The sequence below is a fragment of the Kitasatospora sp. NPDC054939 genome (genome assembly GCF_053610105.1).
Genome location: NZ_JBSGXP010000016.1, coordinates 14,151 through 37,045 on the forward strand (window position 1 = coordinate 14,151; position 22,895 = coordinate 37,045).

The 22,895-nt window shown below is 74.5% G+C and carries 19 protein-coding genes; 13 read left to right on the top strand and 6 right to left on the bottom strand.

What is annotated here, in order from left to right; genetic code table 11:
• Positions 1-14 precede the first annotated feature (14 nt).
• The 6 genes from ACWGB8_RS07045 (at position 15) to ACWGB8_RS07070 (ending at position 4,702) form a co-directional block, all read left to right on the top strand.
• Positions 15-890: a helix-turn-helix domain-containing protein gene (locus ACWGB8_RS07045; RefSeq protein WP_452211036.1), complete on the top strand. Its 876-nt coding sequence runs from the start codon at positions 15-17 to the stop codon at positions 888-890.
• A gap of 96 nt (positions 891-986) precedes the next feature.
• Complete coding sequence (gene rimO / locus ACWGB8_RS07050; protein WP_452211038.1) at positions 987-2,474, top strand: 30S ribosomal protein S12 methylthiotransferase RimO; 1,488 nt, start codon at positions 987-989, stop codon at positions 2,472-2,474.
• Entirely contained in the window at positions 2,471-3,109 is a 639-nt protein-coding gene (pgsA, locus tag ACWGB8_RS07055; protein WP_452211040.1) for a CDP-diacylglycerol--glycerol-3-phosphate 3-phosphatidyltransferase, read from the top strand. The genes rimO and pgsA overlap by 4 nt, the downstream gene beginning before the upstream one ends.
• 5 nt (positions 3,110-3,114) lie before the next feature.
• Positions 3,115-3,615: a CinA family protein gene (locus tag ACWGB8_RS07060; RefSeq protein WP_452211042.1), complete on the top strand. Its 501-nt coding sequence runs from the start codon at positions 3,115-3,117 to the stop codon at positions 3,613-3,615.
• A gap of 373 nt (positions 3,616-3,988) precedes the next feature.
• Positions 3,989-4,357 carry a helix-turn-helix domain-containing protein gene (locus tag ACWGB8_RS07065; protein ID WP_380732251.1) on the top strand — a complete coding sequence of 123 codons (369 nt, stop codon included), beginning with the start codon at positions 3,989-3,991 and terminating at the stop codon, positions 4,355-4,357.
• A 51-nt stretch (positions 4,358-4,408) separates the two neighbouring features.
• The gene (locus ACWGB8_RS07070) at positions 4,409-4,702 is read left to right on the top strand and encodes a hypothetical protein (protein WP_452211043.1); all 294 of its coding nucleotides are present in this window, start codon (positions 4,409-4,411) and stop codon (positions 4,700-4,702) included.
• A gap of 112 nt (positions 4,703-4,814) precedes the next feature.
• On the opposite strand, the gene ACWGB8_RS07075 is transcribed toward ACWGB8_RS07070, so the two are convergent.
• On the bottom strand, positions 4,815-9,518 hold the full coding sequence (locus ACWGB8_RS07075) for an ATP-dependent helicase (protein WP_452211045.1): 4,704 nt from the start codon (positions 9,516-9,518) through the stop codon (positions 4,815-4,817).
• Positions 9,519-9,758: 240 nt separating this feature from the next.
• Between ACWGB8_RS07075 and ACWGB8_RS07080 the strand changes: the two genes are divergently transcribed.
• The 6 genes from ACWGB8_RS07080 to ACWGB8_RS07105 all read left to right on the top strand — a co-directional run bounded on the left by ACWGB8_RS07080 (position 9,759) and on the right by ACWGB8_RS07105 (position 16,214).
• The gene (locus ACWGB8_RS07080; protein WP_452211047.1) at positions 9,759-11,294 is read left to right on the top strand and encodes a S8 family peptidase; all 1,536 of its coding nucleotides are present in this window, start codon (positions 9,759-9,761) and stop codon (positions 11,292-11,294) included.
• A 90-nt stretch (positions 11,295-11,384) separates the two neighbouring features.
• On the top strand, positions 11,385-11,951 hold the full coding sequence (locus ACWGB8_RS07085) for a GNAT family N-acetyltransferase (protein WP_452211048.1): 567 nt from the start codon (positions 11,385-11,387) through the stop codon (positions 11,949-11,951).
• Positions 11,952-11,973: 22 nt separating this feature from the next.
• Positions 11,974-12,168, top strand: coding sequence for a DUF3046 domain-containing protein (locus tag ACWGB8_RS07090; protein ID WP_452211050.1), 195 nt, complete (start codon positions 11,974-11,976; stop codon positions 12,166-12,168).
• A 132-nt stretch (positions 12,169-12,300) separates the two neighbouring features.
• Positions 12,301-13,602 carry an AI-2E family transporter gene (locus tag ACWGB8_RS07095; RefSeq protein ID WP_452211051.1) on the top strand — a complete coding sequence of 434 codons (1,302 nt, stop codon included), beginning with the start codon at positions 12,301-12,303 and terminating at the stop codon, positions 13,600-13,602.
• Between the two features lie 166 nt (positions 13,603-13,768).
• The gene (gene recA / locus ACWGB8_RS07100; protein ID WP_452211053.1) at positions 13,769-14,881 is read left to right on the top strand and encodes a recombinase RecA; all 1,113 of its coding nucleotides are present in this window, start codon (positions 13,769-13,771) and stop codon (positions 14,879-14,881) included.
• A gap of 4 nt (positions 14,882-14,885) precedes the next feature.
• Positions 14,886-16,214, top strand: coding sequence for a RecX family transcriptional regulator (locus ACWGB8_RS07105; protein WP_452211055.1), 1,329 nt, complete (start codon positions 14,886-14,888; stop codon positions 16,212-16,214).
• Positions 16,215-16,281: 67 nt separating this feature from the next.
• Here ACWGB8_RS07105 and ACWGB8_RS07110 read toward each other — a convergent pair whose 3' ends face one another.
• From ACWGB8_RS07110 to ACWGB8_RS07130, 5 genes are all read right to left on the bottom strand, one after another.
• Positions 16,282-18,093, bottom strand: coding sequence for an FAD-dependent monooxygenase (locus ACWGB8_RS07110; protein WP_452211056.1), 1,812 nt, complete (start codon positions 18,091-18,093; stop codon positions 16,282-16,284).
• Between the two features lie 146 nt (positions 18,094-18,239).
• The gene (locus ACWGB8_RS07115; RefSeq protein WP_452211058.1) at positions 18,240-19,094 is read right to left on the bottom strand and encodes an amino acid ABC transporter permease; all 855 of its coding nucleotides are present in this window, start codon (positions 19,092-19,094) and stop codon (positions 18,240-18,242) included.
• Positions 19,091-19,741 (bottom strand): amino acid ABC transporter permease, encoded by a 651-nt coding sequence (locus tag ACWGB8_RS07120; RefSeq protein ID WP_452211060.1) that lies wholly within the window; start codon positions 19,739-19,741, stop codon positions 19,091-19,093. The genes ACWGB8_RS07115 and ACWGB8_RS07120 overlap by 4 nt, the downstream gene beginning before the upstream one ends.
• Positions 19,742-19,781: 40 nt before the next feature.
• The gene (locus tag ACWGB8_RS07125; protein ID WP_452211062.1) at positions 19,782-20,693 is read right to left on the bottom strand and encodes a transporter substrate-binding domain-containing protein; all 912 of its coding nucleotides are present in this window, start codon (positions 20,691-20,693) and stop codon (positions 19,782-19,784) included.
• A 137-nt stretch (positions 20,694-20,830) separates the two neighbouring features.
• On the bottom strand, positions 20,831-21,604 hold the full coding sequence (locus tag ACWGB8_RS07130) for an amino acid ABC transporter ATP-binding protein (protein WP_452211064.1): 774 nt from the start codon (positions 21,602-21,604) through the stop codon (positions 20,831-20,833).
• Positions 21,605-21,994: 390 nt separating this feature from the next.
• Between ACWGB8_RS07130 and ACWGB8_RS07135 the strand changes: the two genes are divergently transcribed.
• Positions 21,995-22,894: a response regulator transcription factor gene (locus ACWGB8_RS07135; RefSeq protein ID WP_452211066.1), complete on the top strand. Its 900-nt coding sequence runs from the start codon at positions 21,995-21,997 to the stop codon at positions 22,892-22,894.
• The last annotated feature ends 1 nt before the right edge of the window (position 22,895 follow it).

Sequence of the window (22,895 nt, forward strand, 5' to 3'; positions counted from 1 at the left end):
GAAAGGCGCGCCCAGTGACCATCGGCAAGTCCCCCGACCGCGAGAACCGCGAAGCCGCCGCCCGGCCGTCCGCCGACGTGCCCGGTGCCGCGGAGCAGTCGGCCGATGCCCCGAGCATCGGCCGCGTGCTGGCCACCGCCCGGATCGACGCCGGGCTCACGGCGGATCAGGTCAGTGCCGCCACCCGCGTGCGGGTACCGATCGTCCATGCCATCGAGGAGGACGACTTCGCCCGGTGCGGCGGGGACTTCTACGCCCGCGGCCACATCCGGGCGATCGCCAAGGCGGTCGGCATCGACGGCGACGGCCTGGTCGCCCGCTACGACGCCGCCCACGGCGGCGCCCCGGCGCTCAAGCGGCCCACCCAGCTGATCGACAGCGGGCCGATCAAGGTCACCGACCGCCGCCGCCCGAACTGGACGGCCGCCATGGTCGCCGCGATCGTCGCGGTGGTCGCCCTGATCGGCTTCAACCTGGTCAACGGCACCACCGGCGGGTCGACCACCGGCTCCGCCAGCGCCCCGCTGCCCTCCGGCTCCGGCACCGGCTCGGTCGCCCCCGCGCCCTCGCCGAGCGTCCAGCCGCCGGCCCCCGCACCCAGCGTCGCGGCGATCGCCGCCGCCCCGGCCGACAAGGTCACCGTGAAGCTGGTCGCCGAGCAGGCCACCAGCTGGGTCTCGGCGCTGGACGGCAACGGCAAGTCGCTCTTCCAGAACAACCTGGAGGAGGGCCAGGACCAGACCTTCACCGACGCCAAGAAGATCAAGCTGGTGATCGGCAACGCCGGGGCCGTGCACGTGTACGTCAACGGCAAGGACCTGGGCAAGGCGGGCAAGGACGGCCAGGTGGTGCATGTCACGTACACCCCCGGCGACCCGCAGGCGGGCTGACCACGGGCGGGTCCAGGCCCGTCGAAGATCCGGTAATCCGAGGCGCGCGGCCTCCGGGGCGAACGGCACCGGGGGCCGCGCGTTAATCTTGGCCCTATGCCTGAACGCCGTACTGTCGCCCTTGTCACGCTCGGATGCGCCCGCAACGAGGTGGACTCCGAGGAACTCGCCGGGCGACTGGAGGCCGACGGCTGGCAGCTGGTCGACGACGCCTCCGACGCCGACGTCGCCGTCGTCAACACCTGCGGCTTCGTCGAGGCCGCCAAGAAGGACTCGGTCGACGCCCTGCTGGAGGCCAACGACCTCAAGGGGCACGGCCGCACCCAGGCCGTCGTCGCGGTCGGCTGCATGGCCGAGCGGTACGGCAAGGAGCTCGCCGACGCGCTGCCCGAGGCGGACGGCGTGCTCGGTTTCGACGACTACGCCGACATCTCCGACCGCCTGCAGACCATCCTGTCCGGCGGCCACCACGCCCCGCACATCCCGCGCGACCGCCGCAAGCTGCTGCCGATCAGCCCGGCCGAGCGGCAGGCCGCCGCCGAGGAGGTCGCCCTCCCCGGCCACGGCGCCCCCGAGGACCTCCCCGAGGGCGTCGCCCCGGCCTCCGGCCCGCGCACCCTGCGCAAGCGGCTCGACGCCAGCCCGGTCGCCTCGGTCAAGCTCGCCTCCGGCTGCGACCGGCGATGTTCCTTCTGCGCCATCCCGGCCTTCCGCGGCTCCTTCATCTCCCGCCGCCCCTCCGACGTGCTGCACGAGGCGCAGTGGCTGGCCGGCGAGGGCGTCCGCGAGATCGTCCTGGTCAGCGAGAACAACACCTCGTACGGCAAGGACCTCGGGGACATCCGGCTGCTGGAGACCCTGCTCGGCGACATCTCCGCCATCGAGGGCGTCGAGCGGGTGCGGGTCTCCTACCTGCAGCCCGCCGAGATGCGGCCCGGCCTGATCGACGCGATGACCGGCACCGCCGACGTGGTGCCCTACTTCGACCTGTCCTTCCAGCACTCCGCGCCCGCGGTGCTGCGCCGGATGCGCCGCTTCGGCTCCACCGACCAGTTCCTGGAGCTGCTCGGGACGATCCGCTCCAAGGCCCCGCAGGCCGGCGCCCGCTCCAACTTCATCGTCGGCTTCCCCGGGGAGACCGAGGAGGACTTCGCCGAGCTGGAGCGCTTCGTCGCGAACGCCGGCCTGGACGCGATCGGCGTCTTCGGCTACTCCGACGAGGACGGCACCGAGGCCGCGACCTACGACGGCAAGCTTCCCGAGGACGTCGTCGCGGACCGGCTGGACCGGCTCACCCGGCTCGCCGAGGAGATGACCGCGCAGCGCGCCGAGCAGCGGATCGGCACCGAGGTCGAGGTGCTGATCGAGTCCGTCGAGGACGGCGAGGTCGAGGGCCGGGCCGGCCACCAGGCGCCCGAGACGGACGGCCTGACCACCCTCACCGGCGTCGAGCACCCCGAGGTCGGCCAGTTCTGGCGCGCCCGGGTGGTGGCCAGCGAGGGCGTCGACCTGGTCGCCGAGGCGCTCGAGCAGGTCCGCCTCCCCGGGGCTCCGGGGGCCGAGGCGCCGGGAGCCGGAGCATGACCAAGGGGCCCGGCGCCCCGGCCGCGGCCCACCCGGACCGACCGGAGGCCGCGGCGCCCCCGGCCCCGGGCATCTGGAACATCGCGAACATGCTCACCATGCTGCGGCTGCTGCTGGTGCCGGTCTTCGTGGCGCTGCTCTTCGCCGACGGCGGGCACAACCCCAAGTGGCGCGCGGTGGCCTGGGCCTCCTTCGCGATCGCGATGATCACCGACCTCTTCGACGGCGAACTGGCCCGCCGCAAGGGCCTGGTCACCGACTTCGGCAAGATCGCCGACCCGATCGCGGACAAGGCGATCATGGGCTCGGCGCTGATCGGCCTCTCGGTGCTCGGCGACCTCCCGTGGTGGGTCACCGTGGTCATCCTCGCCCGCGAGCTCGGCATCACCCTGATGCGGTTCTGGGTGATCCGCTACGGCGTGATCCCGGCCAGCCGGGGCGGCAAGCTGAAGACGCTCACCCAGGGCATCGCCGTCGGCATGTACGTCCTGGAGCTGACCGGCTGGCTGGCCACCGCCCGGGCCGTACTGATGGCGGTGGCGGTCCTGCTGACCGTGGGCACCGCACTGGACTACGTCAACCAGGCGCTGCGGCTGCGGCGCGAGGGACTGGCGGCGGAGCGCGAGGGACGATGACCGGGATGCCCCAGGGGGACGACGCCGAGCTGGCCGCACGGGCGCACGCCGCACTGCGCGAGGCCGGCGCCACGGTGGCCGTCGCAGAGTCGCTGACCGGCGGACTGCTCGCCGCCGCCCTCGTGGACGTCCCCGGGGCCTCCGCGACCTTCCGCGGCTCGGTCACCGCGTACGCCACCGAGCTGAAGGCCTCGGTGCTCGGGGTGGACGAGGGCCTGCTGGCCGTGCACGGGGCGGTCCACCCCGTGGTGGCGCGGCAGATGGCCGAGGGGGTGCGGCGGCTGCTCGGGGCCACCTACGGGCTCGCGACGACCGGGGTGGCCGGACCGGACCCGCAGGACGGGCAGCCGGTCGGTACCGTACACCTCGCGCTGGCCGGTCCGGGGGGAACTCTGGTCAGTTCGCCACGGTTGTCCGGGGAGCGTGCCACAATCCGTCGCAGGGCGGTCGCGTCCGCCCTGGAGCTGCTCGTCGGGCGGCTCCCGTCGGGTGCGCCGGAGCGCTGACGGCTCCGCCGCGCACCACCGGGGCACCGCGCGGGGCACGGCCGGATCGCCGCCGACCCGCACGCCGTACGGGATCTCCACCGAACCGAGATCTGCCGAACTGGCGCAACGGCATGCACAGCTGGAGGATCGTGTTACATCGATGGGCCTGGTTGGGCAGAAACCAGGTGGCGAAGGAATGGCGCGGCGGTGACGGGGTGCCGCCGGGCGGGTACGGCGGCGGGCCCGAAAGGCCGGGTGCGACACCGACGATGGGGAGGGGACAGCCTTGCAGCCCAGAGTGAACACGACCACGGTCCCCGCACGCGACGCGGGCAAGGCGGTACGGTGGGGGCGTGACATCTCGATCCGCAGTCCGAGGAGGGAGGCACCGATGATCCTGCTCCGTCGCCTACTGGGCGATGTACTGCGTCGGCAGCGCCAGCGCCAGGGCCGCACACTCCGCGAGGTGTCGGCAGCCGCCAGGGTTTCGCTCGGTTACCTCTCCGAGGTCGAGCGGGGTCAGAAGGAGGCCTCCTCGGAGCTGCTCTCCGCGATCTGCGACGCCCTCGACGTCCGCATGTCCGAGGTCATGCGCGAGGTCAGCGACGAGCTCTCGCTCGCCGAACTTGCGGCGATGGCCACCCTCTCCGAAGGTGATCTGCTGAGGCCGGTGCTCGAACCGGTTCAGCTGCCCGCCCCCGGCGCCGACCGGGCGAACCTCTCGCCCAAGGCCGCCGCCATGGACGTGGTCGCGGCCTGACCTGGCCTCGATCCGGGCGCCTGTGCCCGGGGCGAGCGAAGGAGGGCAGCTGTGCGGAGTGCTTCCGTGGTGTGCACCGGGGTCCGAATACGGCTCGGCCTGCTACTGGGGCACGCGGTGCCCCGGCGGCTCGGGCCGGCACTGTCGGCGGTCGCCGCCGTGGCGGCCTGCTGGCTGCTGACCGGCCGCGGAGTGCTGCCGGACGGTGCCGCGCCGGCGCTGCTGGCGGCCGGCGGCTGGGGACTGGGGCTGATCCCCGTCCACGCCGACCGACTGGCCACCGGGCCGGTCCGCCGGACGGGTGAGCCGGCCGCTCCGACGGAGCAGCCGTCCCCGAACGGGTGAGGTACGCCGACCGTGCGCGTGTGCGGTGACGCAGAAAACGATGTGAACGACGGCCGCGGGGCCAGACCCCGCGGCCGTCGTCGTCCCTCGGGGCCCGCGGCCCGGACCGCCCTCAGGGGCGCAGCCGCAGCCCGCGCGGGGTCGGGTGGAAGCCGGCCTGCTCCAGGGCGGCGCCGAGCGGCGAGCCGAGCGCGGGCTCGCCGTTGGCCCGCTCCACGGTGACGCCGCCCAGCGCGCCCCCGCGCACCGCGCCGGCCAGCGCCGAGGTGGCGAGGCCGAGCACGCCGTCGTCCTGCGTCCAGGCCAGCAGGGACTTGCCGCCGCGCTCGACGTACAGCACCAGCTCCCCGTCGACCAGGACCACCAGGGCACCCGCCTTGCGGCCCGGGCGGTGCGCCCTGCCGTCCGTGGCGCCCTCGGCGGTCGGCGGCTCGGGCCAGGCCAGTGCGGCGCCGTAGGCGTTCGCCGGGTCGGCGGCGGCCAGCACCAGCACCTGCGGCGGCTCGGCGGGGGTGCTGCCCGGCCACTCGGTGGCGCGCGAGCGCTCCAGCCGTCCGCTCACCGAGCGCAGCCGGTCGGCCGCGCCGTCCATGGCGAACTGGGCGCCGCCCAGGCCCTCCACGAAGTAGCCGCGACGGGTCCGGCCGCGCTCCTCCATGGCGGACAGCACCCGGTAGACGCCGGCGAAGCCGCCGGGCACCCGCTCGGCCGTCACCGTGCCGCGGGTGAGCAGGCCGTGCCGGTCCAGCAGGCACTGGGCCTCGGCGGTGGCCCGCACCGTCGGGTCGGCCACCGGGGCGGGCAGCAGGAACCAGCGGCCCGCCACCGTGGGCGGGCCCGAGCGCAGCGCGCCCCCGGGACGGCCCAGCCCCCGCCCGGCACCGCCGTAGCGGCCCCGCGGGGTGGCCCGGGGGGCCCGGTGGGCGGTGGCCCCGGCCGTCCGCCCGGAGCCGAGCAGGGCGCGCAGCGGGGCCAGGGTGTCGTTACTGACGTACCCGGCCCAGGCGAGGTCCCAGAGCGCCTCTACGACGGCGGGCAGCGGGGTGTCCGGCAGCTGCTCGGCCAGCCGGTCGGCCAACTGGCGGAAGAACAGGCCGTAGCCGCCCGCCAGGGCCTCCAGCAGGGCGGTGTGGACGGGGGTGACGGTGGGCGGGACGGGCTCGGGGCGCAGCAGGTGGGCGTTCTCGGCGAGGTGCAGGCTGATCCAGCCGTCCTTGCCGGGCAGCGCGCCCGCGCCCGACCAGCCGATCTCCCCGGCCGCCATCAGCTCGTCCAGCAGGCCGGGGGAGTAGTCGGTGAGCCGGGCCGGGAGGACCAGCTTCTCCAGCGCGGAGGCGGGCAGGGCGGCGCCCTGGAGCTGCTCGACGACCCGGATCAGGCCGTCCGGGCCGCGCAGCCGGTGGCCGGCCAGGTGCTGCCACTGCGGGAGGAAGGCGGCCAGGGCGCGCGGCGGCACCGGCTCGACCTCCTGGCGCAGGGCGGCCAGGGAGCGGCGGCGCAGCCGGCGCAGCACCTCGGCGTCGCACCACTCGACGGCGGCGGTGTGGCCCTCGACCGGCCGGAACTCGCCCTGGACCAGCCGGCCCGCGGCGGTGAGCCGGTGCAGGGTGCCGGTGACGACGGCGGTGCCGAGCCCGAAGCGTCCGGCGGCCTCGGCGGCGGTGAAGGGGCCGTGGGTGCGGGCGTGCCGGGCGAGCAGGTCGCCGAGCGGGTCCTTGACCGGTTCGGTGAACGCCTCGGGGACGCCGACCGGCAGCGGGGTGCCGAGGGCGTCGCGCAGCCGGCCGGCGTCCTCGATCGCGGCCCAGCGCTGCTCGCCGGCGATCCGGACCTGGATCACCCGGCGGGCGGCTTCGAGTTCGAGTACCCAGAGCGGTTCGGCGCCGCGGGCGGTGAGCTCGGCCTCGGAGAGCGGGCCGAGCAGGCGCAGCGCGTCGGCGACCCCCTCGGCGTCCTTGATCCGCCGGTCCGCGGTGAGCCGCTGCAGCTCGGCCTCCAGCTCGGCGAGCACGGCCGGGTCGAGCAGCTCGCGCAGCTCGGCCTGGCCGAGGAGCTCGGAGAGCAGCCGGGAGTCGAGGGAGAGCGCGGCGGCCCGGCGCTCGGCGAGCGGGGAGTCCCCCTCGTAGAGGAACTGGGCGACGTAGCCGAACAGCAGCGAGCGGGCGAACGGTGAGGGCTCGGGGGTGGTGACCTCCACCAGCCGGACCGCGCGGGATTCGAGGTCCCCCATCAGCTCGACCAGCCCGGGCACGTCGAAGACGTCCTGCAGGCACTCGCGGACGGCCTCCAGGACGATCGGGAAGGAGCCGTACTCGGCGGCGACCTCCAGCAGCTGCGCGGCGCGCCGGCGCTGCTGCCAGAGCGGGGTGCGCTTGCCGGGGCTGCGGCGGGGGAGCAGCAGGGCGCGGCCGGCGCACTCGCGGAAGCGCGAGGCGAACAGCGCGGAGCCGCCGACCTGGTCGGTGACCAGCTGCTCGATCTCGGCGGGGTCGAACAGAGTGGCGTCGGCGCCGACCGGGGCGTCGTCGGCGGCCGGGCGGTCGACCGGGGCGCGCAGGTCGAAGTCGAGGCCGAGCAGGTCGGCGTCCGGGAGGCGGAGCACGATGCCGTCGTCGGCGTGCATCACCTGCGGGTCGAGGCCGTGCTTCTCGCGCAGCCGGGCGGCCAGGGCGAGCGCCCAGGGGGCGTGCACCTGGGCGCCGAACGGGGAGTGGACGACGATCCGCCAGTCGCCGAGCTCGTCCCGGAAGCGCTCCACGACGATGGTGCGGTCGTCCGGGAGGTGGCCGCAGGCGGTGCGCTGCTCGGCGAGGTAGTCGAGCAGGTTGTCGGCGGCCCAGGTGTCGAGGCCGGCCTGCCGGAGCCGCTCGCGGGCGGCCTCCGGGGCCAGGCCGCCGATCTCGCGGACGAAGGCGCCGAGGGCGCGGCCGAGCTCCAGCGGGCGGCCGAGGGCGTCGCCCTTCCAGAACGGGAGCCGGCCGGGGACGCCGGGGGCGGGGGTGACCAGCACCCGGTCGTGGGTGATGTCCTCGATCCGCCAGGAGGTGGTGCCGAGGGTGAAGACGTCCCCCACCCGGGACTCGTAGACCATCTCCTCGTCGAGCTCGCCGACCCGTCCGCCGCCCTTCTTGGCGTCGGAGCCGGCGATGAACACCCCGAACAGGCCGCGGTCGGGGATGGTGCCGCCGGAGGTGACGGCCAGGCGCTGGGCGCCGGGGCGGCCGGTCACGGTGCCGGCCACGCGGTCCCAGACCAGGCGGGGGCGCAGTTCGGCGAAGGCGTCGGACGGGTAGCGGCCGGCCAGCATGTCGAGCACGGCCTCGAACGCGGACTGCGGCAGGGTGGCGAACGGCGCGGCCCGGCGGACCAGGTCGAGCAGCTCGTCGACCTGCCAGGTGTCCAGGGCGGTGATCGCCACCAGCTGCTGGGCGAGCACGTCCAGCGGGTTGCGCGGGATCCGCAGCGCCTCGATCCGACCGGCGCGCATCCGCTCGGTGACCACCGCGGACTGCACGAGGTCGCCCCGGTACTTGGGGAAGACCACGCCGGTGGAGACCGCGCCGACCTGGTGGCCGGCCCGGCCGACGCGCTGCAGCCCGGAGGCCACCGAGGGCGGCGACTCCACCTGGACGACCAGCTCGACCGCGCCCATGTCGATGCCCAGCTCCAGGCTGGAGGTGGCGACCACGGCGGGCAGCCGGCCGGCCTTGAGCTCCTCCTCGACGAGGGCGCGCTGCTCCTTGGAGACGGAGCCGTGGTGGGCCCGGGCGAGGACCGGCGGGGCGCCCTTGGCGGCGCCGGAGCCGCCCATCAGCGCGGCGGGGCCGTGGGCCTCGGGGAGGGCGGCGCCGGTGGCGCGTTCGAGGGCGATCTCGTTCAGCCGGTTGCAGAGGCGCTCGGCCAGCCGGCGGGAGTTGGCGAAGACGATGGTCGAGCGGTGCGCCTGGACGAGGTCGACGATCCGCTCCTCGACGTGCGGCCAGACCGAGTTCTGCCGGGGGTCGGGGGCGGGGCCGGTGCCGTCGTCGGAGGGGCCGGGGGCGGCGGGCAGGTCGTCGAGGTCGGCGACCGGGACGACCACCGACAGGTCGAACTCCTTGGCAGCCGGCGGCTGGACGACGGCGGCGCCGCGGTGCGGGCTGAGGAAGCGGGCGACCTCCTCGACCGGGCGGACGGTGGCGGAGAGCCCGATCCGGCGGGCGGGGCGCTCCAGCAGTTCGTCCAGCCGCTCCAGGGAGAGCGCGAGATGGGCGCCGCGCTTGGTGCCGGCGACGGCGTGCACCTCGTCCAGGATCACCGTGTCGATGCCGCGCAGGGCCTCCCGGGCGGCGGAGGTGAGCAGCAGGAAGAGCGACTCGGGGGTGGTGATCAGGATGTCCGGCGGGTGGGTGGTGAAGCGGCGGCGGTCGGCGGCGGGGGTGTCGCCGGAGCGGATGCCGACCTGGACCTCCGGCTCGGGCAGGCCGAGTCGGACGGCGGCCTGGCGCAGCCCGGCCAGCGGGGCGCGCAGGTTGCGCTCGACGTCGACCGCGAGGGCCTTGAGCGGCGAGATGTAGAGGACCCGGCAGCGGCGGGCCGGCTCGGCGGGCGGTGGGGTGCTGCTGAGGCGGTCCAGTGCGGAGAGGAAGGCGGCCAGGGTCTTGCCGGAGCCGGTGGGCGCGACCACCAGGACGTCCGTCTCGCGCCGGATGGCCCGCCAGGCCTCGGTCTGGGCGGCGGTGGGCGCGGTGAAGGCACCCGTGAACCAGGCCCTGGTGGCGGGGGCGAAGCCGTCCAGGGGGTCGGCGGGCTGCTGGCTCGGGGTGCGCGGTGCCATGCCCCCATGGTGCCGGGTGGCACTGACAACGGGCGGGCGTTCGGGGGCGGGGTTCGGTGCCCGGGTCCGGGGCGGGCGCGGCAGGGTGCGGTTCGGGGCGGTCAAGTCGTGCGGGGGCGGGGCAGGGTCGCCACCGGCGAAGTGGGCGAAAATGGGCAGAACGGATAATCGACTCATATGGTGATGTTTCAGGCCGTGATCCCCCCGTGATCAACGGGACCGACGAGCGGAGGCCGTGCGATGGCACCGGAACAGCTGCCCGGCAGCGGTCCCCGGGTCGGCGGGTACCGCGCGGGCGCCGGCGGGCACCGGGCCGTCCAGGTGCTCCTCGCGATGCTGCTGACCGCGCTCGTCCTCGGCGGCGCCGTCCCGTACGTCGCCGGACCCGGCCGCGACTACCTCAGCTACCTGGTGCTCGCCGAGGAGGAGAACGCCGCCGGCGCCGCCCGGGCCGCCGCCGAGGCCCGCTCCGCCGGCGGACACGTCGTCCAGGAGTACCCGCAGATCGGCGCCGTCCTCGCGTACGCCACCGGCGCCTTCGCCGAGCAGGTCCGCAGCCGGCCCGGGATGGCCGCCGTCGGAGCCACCCGGACCGCGCCGGTGCCCACCCCGCCCCGCCCGCTGGACGGCGTCGGCTCCTTCGGCGACGCCGCCCGCGCGGGCACCGACGGCGCCGACGACACCACCCCCACCGTCCCCGACCCGGGCGAGCGGGACGGCTGGAACACCGCCGCCGTCGGTGCGGCCGGGCCCCCGACCGGCGACGCCTCCGCCCTGCTGCGCACCCCCGGTGCCGAGGCCGGCACGCCCTCCTCCGAGGAACTGCGCCGGGTGCTGGTCGCGGTGCTCGACTCCGGGGTCGACGACACCCACCCCGATCTGCGCGCCGCCGTAGACCCGGGGAACTCGGCCTCCTGCGCCGACGGCCGGCCGGACGCCCGGGACGGCGCCTGGCGGCCCGACGAGGGGGTCGGCGAGAGCGGCCACGGCACCCACGTGGCCGGTATCGTCGGGGCCGCCCGGGACGGGCACGGGGTCAGCGGGGTCGCCCCGGGCGTGCGGATCGCCGCGGTCCGGCTGCTGGGGCCGCTCGGCCAGTACTACCCGGAGAACATCGTCTGCGGCATGCTCTGGTCCGCCGACCACGGCGCCAAGGCGATCAACAACAGCTACTTCGCCGACCCGTGGAAGTACAACTGCCCGGACGACCCCGACCAGGCCGCGGTGACCGCGGCCGTCGCCCGGGCCGCCGCCTACGCGCAGCGGCAGGGCGCGGTGGTGGTCGCCTCGGCCGGTAACGACGGCCAGGACCTCACCGCCGACCGCGCCGACGACCGCAGCCCCAACGACCGCACCTCCGGCCCCGCCGAGAGCCGCTACCTGGGCACCGAGTGCATCCGGCTGCCCGGCGAGCTGCCCGGCGTCGTCACGGTCACCGCGGTGGACCGCGACGGCGGCCCGTCCGCCTACTCCAACTACGGGCGCGGCAAGGTCTCGCTGGCGGCCCCCGGCGGCGACCCGGACGGCGGCACCCAGGGCGCGATCGTCTCCGACTGGCCCGGCGGCCAGTACGCCGCGCTGGCCGGCACCTCGATGTCCGCCGCGCACGTCACCGGCGCCGTCGCGGTGGCCGCCGCCCTGCACCCCGACTACGGCGCCGACCGGCTGGCCGCCCTGCTCGCCGACACCGCGGCGGCGGCCTGCCCGCCGGGACCGGTGGGCTGCGGCGGACGGGAGTACTTCGGGGCGGGCGCGCTCGTCCTGCCGCGCCAGTAGGTCCTGTCCGGCCGATCCTGCCGCCCGGGCGGGGCGGGTCCGGCGGAAATCCGGGTGCCGGGCGGGCGGCCGGTCGGCGAGGATCGGGGGATGACGGTATTCCTGACCACCGAGCGCCTGGTGCTCCGCCGCTTCACCACCGCCGACACCGAACGCCTGGTGGAGCTGGACGCCGACCCCGAGGTGATGCGCCACCTCAGCGGCGGGCGGGCCACCCCGCGGGAGGTGGTGGAGCGGGAGATCCTGCCGCTGTACGCCGAGTACTACGAGCGGTACGGGGAGACGCTCGGCTGGTGGGCCGCCGAGGAGCGGTCCGGCGGGGAGTTCCTCGGCTGGTTCGAGTTCCGGCCGCCGGACCACGCGGAGCCCGGCGAGGTCGAGCTCGGCTACCGGCTGCGGCGGGCCGCCTGGGGCCGGGGGCTGGCCACCGAGGGCGCCCGCGCGCTGATCGGGCGCGGCTTCACCGAGCTCGGCGTCGAGCGGGTCGTCGCGTACACCATGGCGGTGAACGCGGGCTCCCGGCGGGTGATGGAGAAGGCCGGGCTCGGCTACGTCCGTACCTTCCACGAGGAGTGGCCGGAGCCCCTTCCCGGCAGCGAGCACGGCGAGGTCGAATACGCGCTGACGGTGCAGGACTGGGCCCGGCGCGCCCGTTGAGCGGTCGGCGATACTGGGGGGCATGAGGCTCACGGAGTTCTGGCGGCGGATGTACGAGCACTTCGGTGCGGCCTACGCGGAGTCCTTCGCGTCCGACCACGTGATGAGCGGACTCGGCGGGCGGACGGTCCGTCAGGCCCTCGACGCAGGCTGGGAGGCGAAGGACGTCTGGCGGGTCGTCTGCGACACCCAGGGCGTCTCGTCCCTGCTGCGCTGACCCCCGCGCGTCCGCCCGCACACCCGCCCGCGCCGCCCCTCGCGCGCCCGTCCCGGCGCCGCAGCCTGCGGATCGTCGCGGCCCGCCACCCCGCGCGGCGGGCCGCTGCGGCGCATGGGTGAAACTGTTCGGGTGGCAAGCAGCGCAGAACCCCAGAATCCGGACAGGTCGCCGCAGGCCGGCGACAAGGCCGCGGGCCCGCCGCCCGCCCCGCCCGCGAACGGGTCGTGGGCCGCCGGGATGCCGCGCTGGCTGCCCCGGGCGATGGTGATGGCCCTGATGCTGGTCGGGCTGTTCAAGCTCGCCGACTGGGCCTTCCACCAGCTGATCGACCTGCTGGTGATCCTGCTGGTCTCGTTCTTCCTCTCACTGGCGCTGGAGCCGGCCGTCGACCGGATGGCGGCCCGGGGCGTACGCCGCGGGGTCGGCACCTTCCTGGTCTTCGTCGCCGTCGTGGTCGCGGTCGGCGGCTTCCTGACCGCGCTCGGCACCCTGCTGGTCGACCAGGTCGCCAAGATCGCCGGCGATCTGCCGAACCTGCTGCAGAGCCTGATCGCCTGGTTCAACGAGACGTTCCACCAGAACCTCTCGCTGGACGAGCTGCAGCAGCGGCTGCTCAAGGACTCCGGCAACATCGAGACGTACGTGCAGCAGGCCGCCGACAACGTCTGGGGCGTCTCCAGCACGGTGATCGGCGGGCTGTTCAAGGTGTTCACGGTCGGCCTGTTCACCTTCTACTTCACCGCCGACGGGCCCCGGGTGCGCCGGACGGTCTGCTCGATGCTGCCGCCCGCCAAGCAGGGCGAGGTGCTGCGGGCCTGGGAGATCGCGCTGGCCAAGACCGGCGGCTACCTCTACTCGCGGGCGCTGCTCGCGGTGGTCTCGTCGCTGGCGCACTGGATCATGTTCGCGGTGATCGACCTGCCGTACGCGGCGGCGCTGGCGGTCTGGGTCGGCGTGATGTCGCAGTTCGTGCCGACCATCGGCACCTACCTCGCCGGGGCGCTGCCGGTGCTGGTCGCGCTGACCGTGGAGCCGGTGGACGCGCTCTGGGTGCTCGCCTTCGTGGTCGTCTACCAGCAGATCGAGAACTACCTGCTGCACCCGAGGATCACCGCCAGGACGGTGGACGTGCACCCGGCGGTGGCCTTCGGCTCGGTGATCGCGGGAGCCGCGCTGCTCGGCGCCGTCGGCGCACTGATCGCCATCCCCGCGGCGGCCACCCTGCAGGGCTTCGTCGGCACCTACGTGCGCCGCTACGAGGTGGCCACCGACCCCCGGATCGACCGCGGGGCGGAGCGCAGGCGCCGCCGCGAGCGCCGTCGGGAGACCGCGCGCCGGTTGCGCCGGATCGTGCGCAGCGGGGGCGAGGCTCCCGGGAAGAAGGACGAAGGCGCAGGTCGGGACGGGGAGGACAAGGGCGGGAAGCAGTGATTCGAACATCCGTCGAACGATCTTCGCTTGAATCGAACAGATGTTCTTTGTACTCTCCGGCGAGGAGTTTTCCACAGGCTGAGCCCGGCTCGGGCCCGATTGTCGGTGGGACGCGCTAGCGTCGAGAACGATGAAGCGCACAGCACAGAACCCGAGGGTGGAAGCCATGGCAGGTACGGACCGCGAGAAGGCCCTAGAGACCGCACTCGCCCAGATCGAGCGGCAGTTCGGCAAGGGCTCGGTGATGCGCCTGGGCGAGAAGGCCAACGAGCCGATCGACGTGATCTCGACCGGATCCACCGCGCTGGACGTCGCCCTCGGCGTCGGCGGCATCCCGCGCGGCCGGGTCGTCGAGATCTACGGCCCCGAGTCCTCCGGCAAGACCACGCTGACCCTGCACCTGGCGGCCAACGCCCAGCGGGCCGGCGGCACGGTCGCGTTCGTGGACGCGGAGCACGCGCTCGACCCCGAGTACGCCAAGAAGCTCGGCGTCGACACCGACGCCCTGCTGGTCAGCCAGCCGGACACCGGTGAGCAGGCCCTGGAGATCACCGACATGCTGATCCGCTCCGGCGCGATCGACCTGGTGATCATCGACTCCGTGGCGGCGCTCGTGCCGCGGGCGGAGATCGAGGGCGAGATGGGCGACTCGCACGTCGGTCTGCAGGCCCGCCTGATGAGCCAGGCGCTGCGCAAGATCGCCGGTGCGCTGAACCAGTCGAACACCACCGCGGTGTTCATCAACCAGCTCCGCGAGAAGATCGGCGTCATGTTCGGCTCGCCGGAGACCACGACCGGTGGCCGGGCGCTCAAGTTCTACGCCTCCGTCCGCCTCGACATCCGCCGGATCGAGACCCTGAAGGACGGCACCGAGGCGGTCGGCAACCGCACCCGCGTCAAGGTCGTCAAGAACAAGGTCGCCGCGCCGTTCAAGCAGGCCGAGTTCGACATCCTCTACGGCGTCGGCATCAGCCGCGAGGGCGGCCTCATCGACATGGGCGTGGAGCACGGCTTCATCCGCAAGTCGGGCGCCTGGTACACCTACGAGGGCGACCAGCTGGGCCAGGGCAAGGAGAACGCCCGCAACTTCCTGCGCGACAACCCGCAGCTGGCGGACGAGATCGAGCGGAAGATCAAGGGCAAGCTCGGTATCGGCCCCAAGCAGGACGAGCCCGCCGAGGGTGAGGCGCCGGACGCCGACGGTGCCGCCAAGCCGATCGCCGCGACCGCCGCCAAGACGGCCGCGGCGAAGAAGACGGCGGCAGCCGCCAAGGCCTGAGCCGTTGACGCAGCACCACAGCAAGGGGCCGACCGGCGCCACCGGGCCGGACGACGACCACGGGCCGCCGGACTGGTTCGCCGCCGTCGCCGCGCCCGGGTGGGAGCCGGTGCAGGAGCCGGCCCCGCCGCCGGAGCCGATGGAGAACTGGCTCCCCCCGGAGCCGGAGGGCCGCCGGGGGGCGGCCGACTCCCGGGCCTCGGCCGCCGTGCCCATCGGGAGCGTCGCCGCTGCCGGTGCTCCCGCACGGCCGAAGCGGACGGACCGTACCGTCCGGACCGCGGGGAAGACGGGCACCGGGCGGGCGGCCGACGACCCTGGCGGGCCGGTGGCAGGGCCGCCGGCCCTCGGGCTGGTCCCGGCCTCCGAGCTGCCCACCGGCCGCCGCCGGCGCCGGACGGCCGTGCAGGAGGAGGCCGCGCCGACCGGGGCGCCGCGGACCGACGACGACTCGTGTGCCGGGGCCCCGTACGGCGGAGGCCGGTCCGCTGCGGTCCCGTACGACGAGGACGGGCCCGGCGGTGAGCCGTACCGTGAGGACGGCGCCCCCGCGGCGGGCCGCTCCCGGCGCGGTCGGCGCACGGCCACCGGCGGCAACCGCAGTACCCGGGGCACCCGCGGCGCGCGGGCCTCGGCCGCGACCCCGGACGACGGGCCGGACGACCACGGGCCGTACGCGGACGGGCCGGACGGCCCCGGCCGCTACGACACCGACCCCGGTGCAACCGGCCCGCACGACGACGGGTCGAGGCGCGACCGCACCGCCGGGCGCGGCGGGTCCGCGCGCGGCCGGGCCAAGGCCGAGGAGACGGCCGACCCCGAGACCCGGGCCCGCGACATCTGCCTGCGCCTGCTCACCGGCGCGGCCAAGACCCGCAAACAGCTCGCCGACGCACTGCGCAAGCGCGAGATCCCGGACGAGGTCGCCGCGCAGGTGCTCGACCGGCTGGAGGAGGTCGGGCTGATCGACGACGCCGCCTTCGCGCTGGCCTGGGTGGAGTCCCGGCACAGTGTCCGCGGGCTCTCCCGGCGGGCCCTGGCCCAGGAGCTGCGCACCCGCGGAGTGACCGGAGAGGCGGTCGAGCGGGCGGTGGCCCAGGTCGACCAGGACGACGAGACCGAGGCGGCCCGGGCCCTGGTGGAACGCAAGCTGCGGTCGACCGGCGGGCTGGACCGGCAGGTCCGCACGCGCCGGCTGGTCGGCGTGCTCGCCCGCCGCGGCTATCCGGAGGGCCTGGCCTTCCGGGTGGTCCGGGAGGTACTGGACGCCGAGGACGACGGGGGCGGCTCCGGCGCGGACGGGTACGCAGAGCCCTGGAACGACGGGGAGTGACCCGGGCTCCGGCCCGCCCAGGGGCCGGACGGCCGGGAGCCGGTGGCGCCGGTACAGGAGAGCCGGGTCACCGGGGCGGCGCGGCGGAGGAGTCGACGGTCGCCCCGGGGACGACCGCGCCCGCACCGGCACTCGACTGCGCGCCGGCATTCGACTGCGCACCGGTGCCCGACTGCGCGGCGCCGGCCCGGTGGTCGTCACCGTTGCCGTCCGGGGCCGACTCCAGCGGGGCAGGCCCGCCGCGGGCCCGGTCGGCGAGCGCCTGGAGGTCCTCGACCGCGGCGCCGTGGGTGACGCCGACCAGGTGGCCGTCGGGGCGGATGAGCAGCACGGTGTGCGGACCGGCGCCCGGGTAGTCCTCGGTGACCAGCACCTCGGCGGGCACCGGCAGCGCCGCGGCGACCTCCGCGAGCCGGGGCATCAGCCCGGCGCCCAGCCAGTGCTCGGCGGACCAGACGGCGGTGCCGGGCGCGACCAGCAGCAGCAGGAAGTCGGCGCCGAGCCGGGCGTGCAGGCTGTCCGGGGTGCCCTCGGTGGACAGCACCGGCAGGTCGGGGACGAGCACGCCGGGCGCGGTGGCGGGCAGCAGTTCGCTGAGCGAGGTGGTGCTGCGCCCGCCCCGCTGGACCGGGACGCGCCCGGGGACGCCGGAGGGCGCGGCCGGGTACGCGGGGGCGCCGCCGAAGCGCCCGGTGCCGAGCTGGCCGTCGGCGAGCAGCGGGGCGTGCTTGCGGAAGGAGCCGGTGAACAGCGAGCGCCGGGTGGCCTGCCAGCCGCGCAGCGGCCGCAGCAGCGGCATGGCCTGGTCGACGGCGCGCAGCCGGGCGCCGACGGCGCCGCGCCGTTCGGCCTCGTAGCCGTCGAGCAGAGAGCCGCCGGGCTGCGGCCCGCCGGAGTGCAGGTGCCAGGCGAGGGCGAGGCGCCAGGCGAGGTTGTCGGCGTCGCGCAGCCCGTCGGCGAGGTTCTGCATGCCGAGGGCGCCGTGCAGGTGGGCGGCGTCGCCGGCGAGGAAGCAGCGGCCGACCCGGAAGCGGGCGGCGAGCCGCTGCTGGGCGGTGTGGTCGGCGGCGGCGAGCAGCTCGTAGCGCGGGAGTTCGCCGCACCAGCCGGTGAGCGCGGAGGTGACACGGGTCAGCAGGGTGTCGCCGGTGACGACGCCGGGCCAGGTGGCGTGCGGGTCGACGGGCTCGGTGGGGGCGGGTCGGCCGGGGGGCAGCCGCCAGTCGAGCCGCCAGACGCCGTCGGGCAGTGGGCGGGCGGAGGCCTCGCGGTCGCCGCGCCACGGGGGTTCGCGGTGCAGCCGGGCCCCGGTGAACGGCAGGTCGACGCGGACGGTGGCGATGGCGTTGCGGTCGACGGCGGGCCGGCCGGGGAAGCGGACCTTCAGCAGTTTGCGGACGGCCGAGCGGGCGCCGTCGCAGCCGACCAGATGGCTGCCGCGCCACCAGGTGCCGGTGCCGTCCTGCGGGTTGTGGGTGCGGACGCTGACGCCGTCGCGGTCCTGTTCGAGCTCGGTGACCCGGTTGAGCGGGACGAGCCGGACCAGCGGGGTGGCGGTGAGGGCGTCGCGCAGCCCGCGCTGCAGGCGGTGCTGCGGCAGGTGGAGGACGGTCTCGTCGGTGAGGTCGTAGCGCACCACCTCCTGGCGGCGGCGCCAGATGGCGAAGGCGTCCCAGCGGGCGGCGTCGGAGACGGCGCGGGTGTAGCCGATCCGGGTGAGGAAGGAGGCGGTGTCGCCGCCGAGGACGACGCTGCGCGGGCCCTCGGGGCAGAGCCCGGAGCCCTCGTCGAGGACGACGGTCGGCACCTCGTGCCGGGCGAGGGCGAGGGCCAGGGCCAGACCGACCGGTCCGGCCCCGACCACGATCACCGGGTCCACGTCGGGACCCTGCGCGGAGCTCCGGCGGGGCCGGAGGACGGGACCGTGCCGAGGGCAGGGGCCGACGACGAGGGGGCGTCATATGCCGCGAGGATGGTCCCGGGTGGTGTCACGAACAGCAATGCAACAGTTCGCCTGCGTGTCCGTCAAGCAGCAGCCGATGTGCGCCGGATCGCGCCGCGTCGGCCGCGCGCTTCGATCCACTGGGCGAGGCCGGTGAGGAGGAGGCACAGCACGATGTAGATCGGGGTGATCACCAGGACCACCGGGATGTACGGGAAGCCCTCGGCGGTGGGCGACTGCATGGCGATGGCCTTGCCGATGAAGAGCAGCTCGGTGTAGGTGATGACGTAGCCGAGCGAGGTGTCCTTCAGGGTGACGACCAGTTGGCCGATGATCGCCGGCAGCATCGAGCGGACGGCCTGCGGCACCAGCACGGTCAGCATGACCTGGCTCTTGCGCAGCCCCAGCGCGTACGCGGCCTCGCCCTGTCCGCGCGGCACGGCGTTGATGCCGGTGCGGATGATCTCGGCCTGCACCGAGCCGTTGTAGAGGGTGAGCCCGAGAACCAGCGCCCACATCGGCTCCTTCGCGAAGAACGCGTAGTAGAGCGCGACGATCAGGATCAGCAGCGGCATCGCGCGGAAGAACTGCACGATCGCGGTGGCCGCCCAGCGTACCGGCGTGTGGTCGGAGAGCCGGCCGGTGGCGAGCAGCGCGCCGAGCAGCAGCGAGAACACCGCGGCCAGGCCGAACGCCTCCAGGGTGTCCAGCAGCCCGTCGACGATGCGCTGCTGGACGTTGGCGTACTCGAAGGGCTCCCACAGCTCGGCGGCGAACTGGTTGTTCGCGTCCAGCGAGTGGTAGGCGTACCAGAGCAGCCCGACGATGCCGAGCACGGACAGCACGCCGAAGATCCGGTAGCGGAGCCGGGCGCGCGGGCCGGGGGCGTCGTACAGGACGCTGGCCGGGCCTGCGGAGCGGGTGAAGAGGCTGCTCATCGGGCCACCGCCAGTCGGTTCTCCAGGGTGCGGAACAGCAGGTTGACGGAGAAGCTGATCGCCAGGTAGGCGAGGGCCACCCAGAAGAAGATCGCGAAGATCGAGTAGCCGAGCTCCGACAGGGTCTGCTGTACGTGGAACAGCTCGCTGACGCTGAAGGCGCCGGCGATCGCCGAGTTCCTCGGCAGCGCGATGAACACGCTGCTGAGCGGCGGCAGGACGGTGCGCCCGGCCTGCGGCAGCACCACCAGGGTGAGCGTCTGACCGAAGGTCATGCCCAGACTGCGGGCGGCCTCGGCCTGGCCCAGCGGCACCGTGTTGATGCCGGCGCGCAGCACCTCGCAGACGAAGCTCGCGGTGTAGAAGCCGAGCGCCAGCGTGGCGAAGGTGAAGTGGCTGAAGTGCACGTCCAGTCGGGGGAGCCCGAACTCGACGGCGAAGAACAGCAGGGTGAGCGGCGTGTTCCGGAAGATCGTCACCCAGGCGGTGCCGAAGGCCCGCAGGGCGGGGATCGGCGAGACCCGGAAGGCCGCCAGCAGGGTGCCCAGCAGCAGGGCGAGCAGGGCGCTCGCGGCGCTCAGCCCGATCGTCTGCAGGAAACCGTCCCAAAACAGCTCGAAGTTGCCGTTCTCGAACAGTATGCCCATCCGGCGGCCCTCCTCTCGGTCCAGTGGCGCTAGGCCGGGATCAGTAACGGGCCAGCGCCGGGATCTCCGGGGCGGGCGACCCGGACAGGCCGAGCGTGGCGTCGTACGCCTTCTTCCAGTCGCCGTTGTCCTGGTGCGCCTTGATGGCGTCGTTGATGGCGTCGCGCAGCACCTTGTCGTCCTTGTTCAGGCCGACGCCGTAGTTCTCCTTGGTGAACGGCTTGCCGACCACCTTGAGCTTGCCGGGGAACTTCGAGGCGTAGCCCTTGAGGATCGCGTCGTCGGTGGTCACCGCGTCGACCTCGCCGCTCAGCAGCTTGTCCACGCAGGCCGAGTAGGCGTCGAACTGGGTGATCTGCGCACCGTACTGCTGGATGTTCTTGATCGACGTGGAGCCGGTCGCGGTGCAGACCTTCTTGTCCTTGACGTTCTCCGGACCGGTGATGTCCTTGTTGTCGGACTTCACCAGCAGGTCCTGGCCGGCGATGTAGTACGGGCCCGCGAAGGAGACCGACTTCTTGCGCTCGTCGTTGATGCTGTAGGTGCCGACGTAGTAGTCGATCTGGCCCTTGGAGATCGCGGGCTCGCGCTGCGAGGAGACCAGGGTCTGGAACTTGATCTGCTCGGGGGTGAAGCCGAGGTCCGCGGCGATCATCTTGGCGATCTCGATGTCGAAACCGCTGCGGGTGCCGTTGGTGAGGTCCTCGAAGCCCAGGAACGGCTGGTCGGACTTGGCGCCGATGAGCAGCGAGCCGCGCTTCTTGGCCTCGGCCCAGACCGGCGAGCCCTCCAGCTTGGCGTCGGCCTTCACGGTGTACTTCGGCAGCGCGGGCGCGGCGCTGCCGCCGACACCGGTGGCCGAGTCGCCGGGCGAGCCCTCCTTGCCGCAGGCGGCGGTGGCGGTGAGCGCGACGGCACAGAGCGCGACGGCGAGAGTGCGACGAGTCCTCATGAGGGTGTACTCCTGGGGCTGGGCCACGGGTCAACCGGGCGCTGGCAACGGGACGTTCCGTAGGGGAGGGCTGGAGAGCCGGCGTAGTGGGGTGCGCGCCGGCTCTCCGGGTCGGCCGGTGGGGGAGGCCCTCCGGGTCAGTGGTGCAGGATCTTCGAGAGGAAGTCCTTGGCGCGGTCGCTGCGCGGGGCGGTGAAGAAGGCCTCGGGGGTGTTCTGCTCGACGATCCGGCCGTCGGCCATGAAGAGCACGCGGTTGGCGGCGGAGCGGGCGAAGCCCATCTCGTGGGTGACGACGACCATCGTCATGCCGTCGGCGGCGAGCTGGCGCATCACCTCCAGCACCTCGTTGATCATCTCCGGGTCGAGCGCCGAGGTGGGCTCGTCGAAGAGCATCACCTTGGGGTTCATGGCCAGCGCCCGGGCGATCGCCACGCGCTGCTGCTGGCCGCCGGAGAGCTGCGCGGGGAACTTCTCCGCCTGCGCGCCGACGCCGACCCGGTCCAGCAGCTCCTTCGCGGTCCGTACGGCCTGCTCGCGGGCGATCTTCTTGACCTTGACCTGGCCGAGGACGACGTTCTCCAGCACGGTCTTGTGCGCGAAGAGGTTGAAGCTCTGGAACACCATGCCGACCTCGGCGCGGAGCTTCGCCAGCTCCTTGCCCTCGGCGGGCAGCGGCCTGCCGTCGATGGTGATCGTCCCGGAGTCGATCGTCTCCAGCCGGTTGATCGTGCGGCACAGGGTGGACTTGCCGGAGCCGGAGGGGCCGATCAGGACCACCACCTCGCCCTGCGCGATCTCCAGGTCGATGTCCTGGAGCACGTGCAGCGCTCCGAAGTGCTTGTTCACCCCGTTCAGCACCACCAGCGGGGTCGGCGTGGCGCTTGAGTCCTTGGTGAGGCTCTCGGTCATCGCGCCTGGCTCCCTCGGGTCGGCCCGAGGGGGTACGAACTCCCTTGGGCAGCAGTGCTGGTGAATACCGGGGGCTGAGAGCCGGCGGAGCCCGCAGCCCCCGGTGGGGTGTGACGATAGAAGTGGTGACGCCGCCACGTCAGCCGATCTGAGCGGAACTTGAGCATCACAAAACGGCCACACACGGCCGAGCCTGGCGCCGACGCGCGCACTGGCCCATACTGCGCAGGACCGGGACCCGCCCGGTCGGCCGCCCCCGAGCGCGCCGCAGCCGCCACCCCGGCACGGACCCGCCGGGGCCCGCGAAGGGCCGGCCGACGTCACCGGGCACCATGCCGGGAAGACTTTCGGGGACCATCGAACGAGGAACCATCCGGGAAGGAGGAGACGATGCGACTGCTGCTCGTCGAGGACGACGAACGCGTGGCCGCGGCCCTGGTCGCGGTGCTGGGCCGGCACGGCTTCCAGGTCCGGCACGCCCGCAGCGGCCACGAGGCGCTCGACGCCCTGGTGCCGGACGGCAACGAGCCGTACCGGGTGGTGCTGCTCGACCTCGGCCTGCCGGACCGCGACGGCTTCGAGGTGTGCAGCCGGATCCGGGCCGGCAGCGGCGTACCCGTGATCATGGTGACCGCGCGCGCCGACGTCCGCTCCCGCATCCACGGCCTCAACCTGGGCGCCGACGACTACGTCACCAAGCCGTACGACATGGGCGAGCTGCTCGCCCGCATCCACGCCGTCGCCCGGCGCGGCACCGCAGCCGCGGTGGCCGCCGCCGGAGCCGTCGCCGCCGCCGCACCCGCCCCCGACGCCGTCCCCCAGCCCCGCAGCGGCGCCCTGGAGTCCCGCGGCATCCGGATCGACCGCGAACGGCGCCGGGTCAGCGTGGAGGGCCGGGACGTACCGCTCACCCGCAAGGAGTTCGACCTGCTGGCGCTGCTCGCCCAGAGCCCCGGCGTCGTCTACCGCCGCGAGCAGATCTTCAGCGAGGTCTGGCGCAGCGGCTGGGAGGGCAACGGCCGCACCCTGGAGGTGCACATCGGCTCGCTGCGCACCAAGCTCGCGCTGCCCGGCCTGGTCGAGGCCGTCCGCGGGGTCGGCTACCGGCTGATCCCCGACTCCCCGGCCGACGCCCCCGCCGCGGCCCGGCCGGCCGACGAGCCCGCCGCGGCCCGGCCGGCCGACGCCCCCGCCACCGACCGGCCGGCCGACGAGCCCGCCACCGGCCGGCCGGCAGACGCCCCCGCTGCCCCGTCCGCCGGCGCGTCGCAGACCAGCGCGGAGCACTGAC

Excerpts from the sequence above, each read along its gene's own strand:
- rimO (WP_452211038.1), top strand. The coding sequence starts at position 987 with ATGCCTGAACGCCGTACTGTCGCCCTTGTCACGCTCGGATGCGCCCGC.
- pgsA (WP_452211040.1), top strand. The coding sequence starts at position 2,471 with ATGACCAAGGGGCCCGGCGCCCCGGCCGCGGCCCACCCGGACCGACCG.
- ACWGB8_RS07060 (WP_452211042.1), top strand. The coding sequence starts at position 3,115 with ATGCCCCAGGGGGACGACGCCGAGCTGGCCGCACGGGCGCACGCCGCA.
- ACWGB8_RS07065 (WP_380732251.1), top strand. The coding sequence starts at position 3,989 with ATGATCCTGCTCCGTCGCCTACTGGGCGATGTACTGCGTCGGCAGCGC.
- ACWGB8_RS07075 (WP_452211045.1), bottom strand. The coding sequence starts at position 9,518 with ATGGCACCGCGCACCCCGAGCCAGCAGCCCGCCGACCCCCTGGACGGC.
- ACWGB8_RS07080 (WP_452211047.1), top strand. The coding sequence starts at position 9,759 with ATGGCACCGGAACAGCTGCCCGGCAGCGGTCCCCGGGTCGGCGGGTAC.
- ACWGB8_RS07085 (WP_452211048.1), top strand. The coding sequence starts at position 11,385 with ATGACGGTATTCCTGACCACCGAGCGCCTGGTGCTCCGCCGCTTCACC.
- ACWGB8_RS07090 (WP_452211050.1), top strand. The coding sequence starts at position 11,974 with ATGAGGCTCACGGAGTTCTGGCGGCGGATGTACGAGCACTTCGGTGCG.
- recA (WP_452211053.1), top strand. The coding sequence starts at position 13,769 with ATGGCAGGTACGGACCGCGAGAAGGCCCTAGAGACCGCACTCGCCCAG.
- ACWGB8_RS07115 (WP_452211058.1), bottom strand. The coding sequence starts at position 19,094 with ATGAGCAGCCTCTTCACCCGCTCCGCAGGCCCGGCCAGCGTCCTGTAC.
- ACWGB8_RS07120 (WP_452211060.1), bottom strand. The coding sequence starts at position 19,741 with ATGGGCATACTGTTCGAGAACGGCAACTTCGAGCTGTTTTGGGACGGT.
- ACWGB8_RS07125 (WP_452211062.1), bottom strand. The coding sequence starts at position 20,693 with ATGAGGACTCGTCGCACTCTCGCCGTCGCGCTCTGTGCCGTCGCGCTC.
- ACWGB8_RS07130 (WP_452211064.1), bottom strand. The coding sequence starts at position 21,604 with ATGACCGAGAGCCTCACCAAGGACTCAAGCGCCACGCCGACCCCGCTG.
- ACWGB8_RS07135 (WP_452211066.1), top strand. The coding sequence starts at position 21,995 with ATGCGACTGCTGCTCGTCGAGGACGACGAACGCGTGGCCGCGGCCCTG.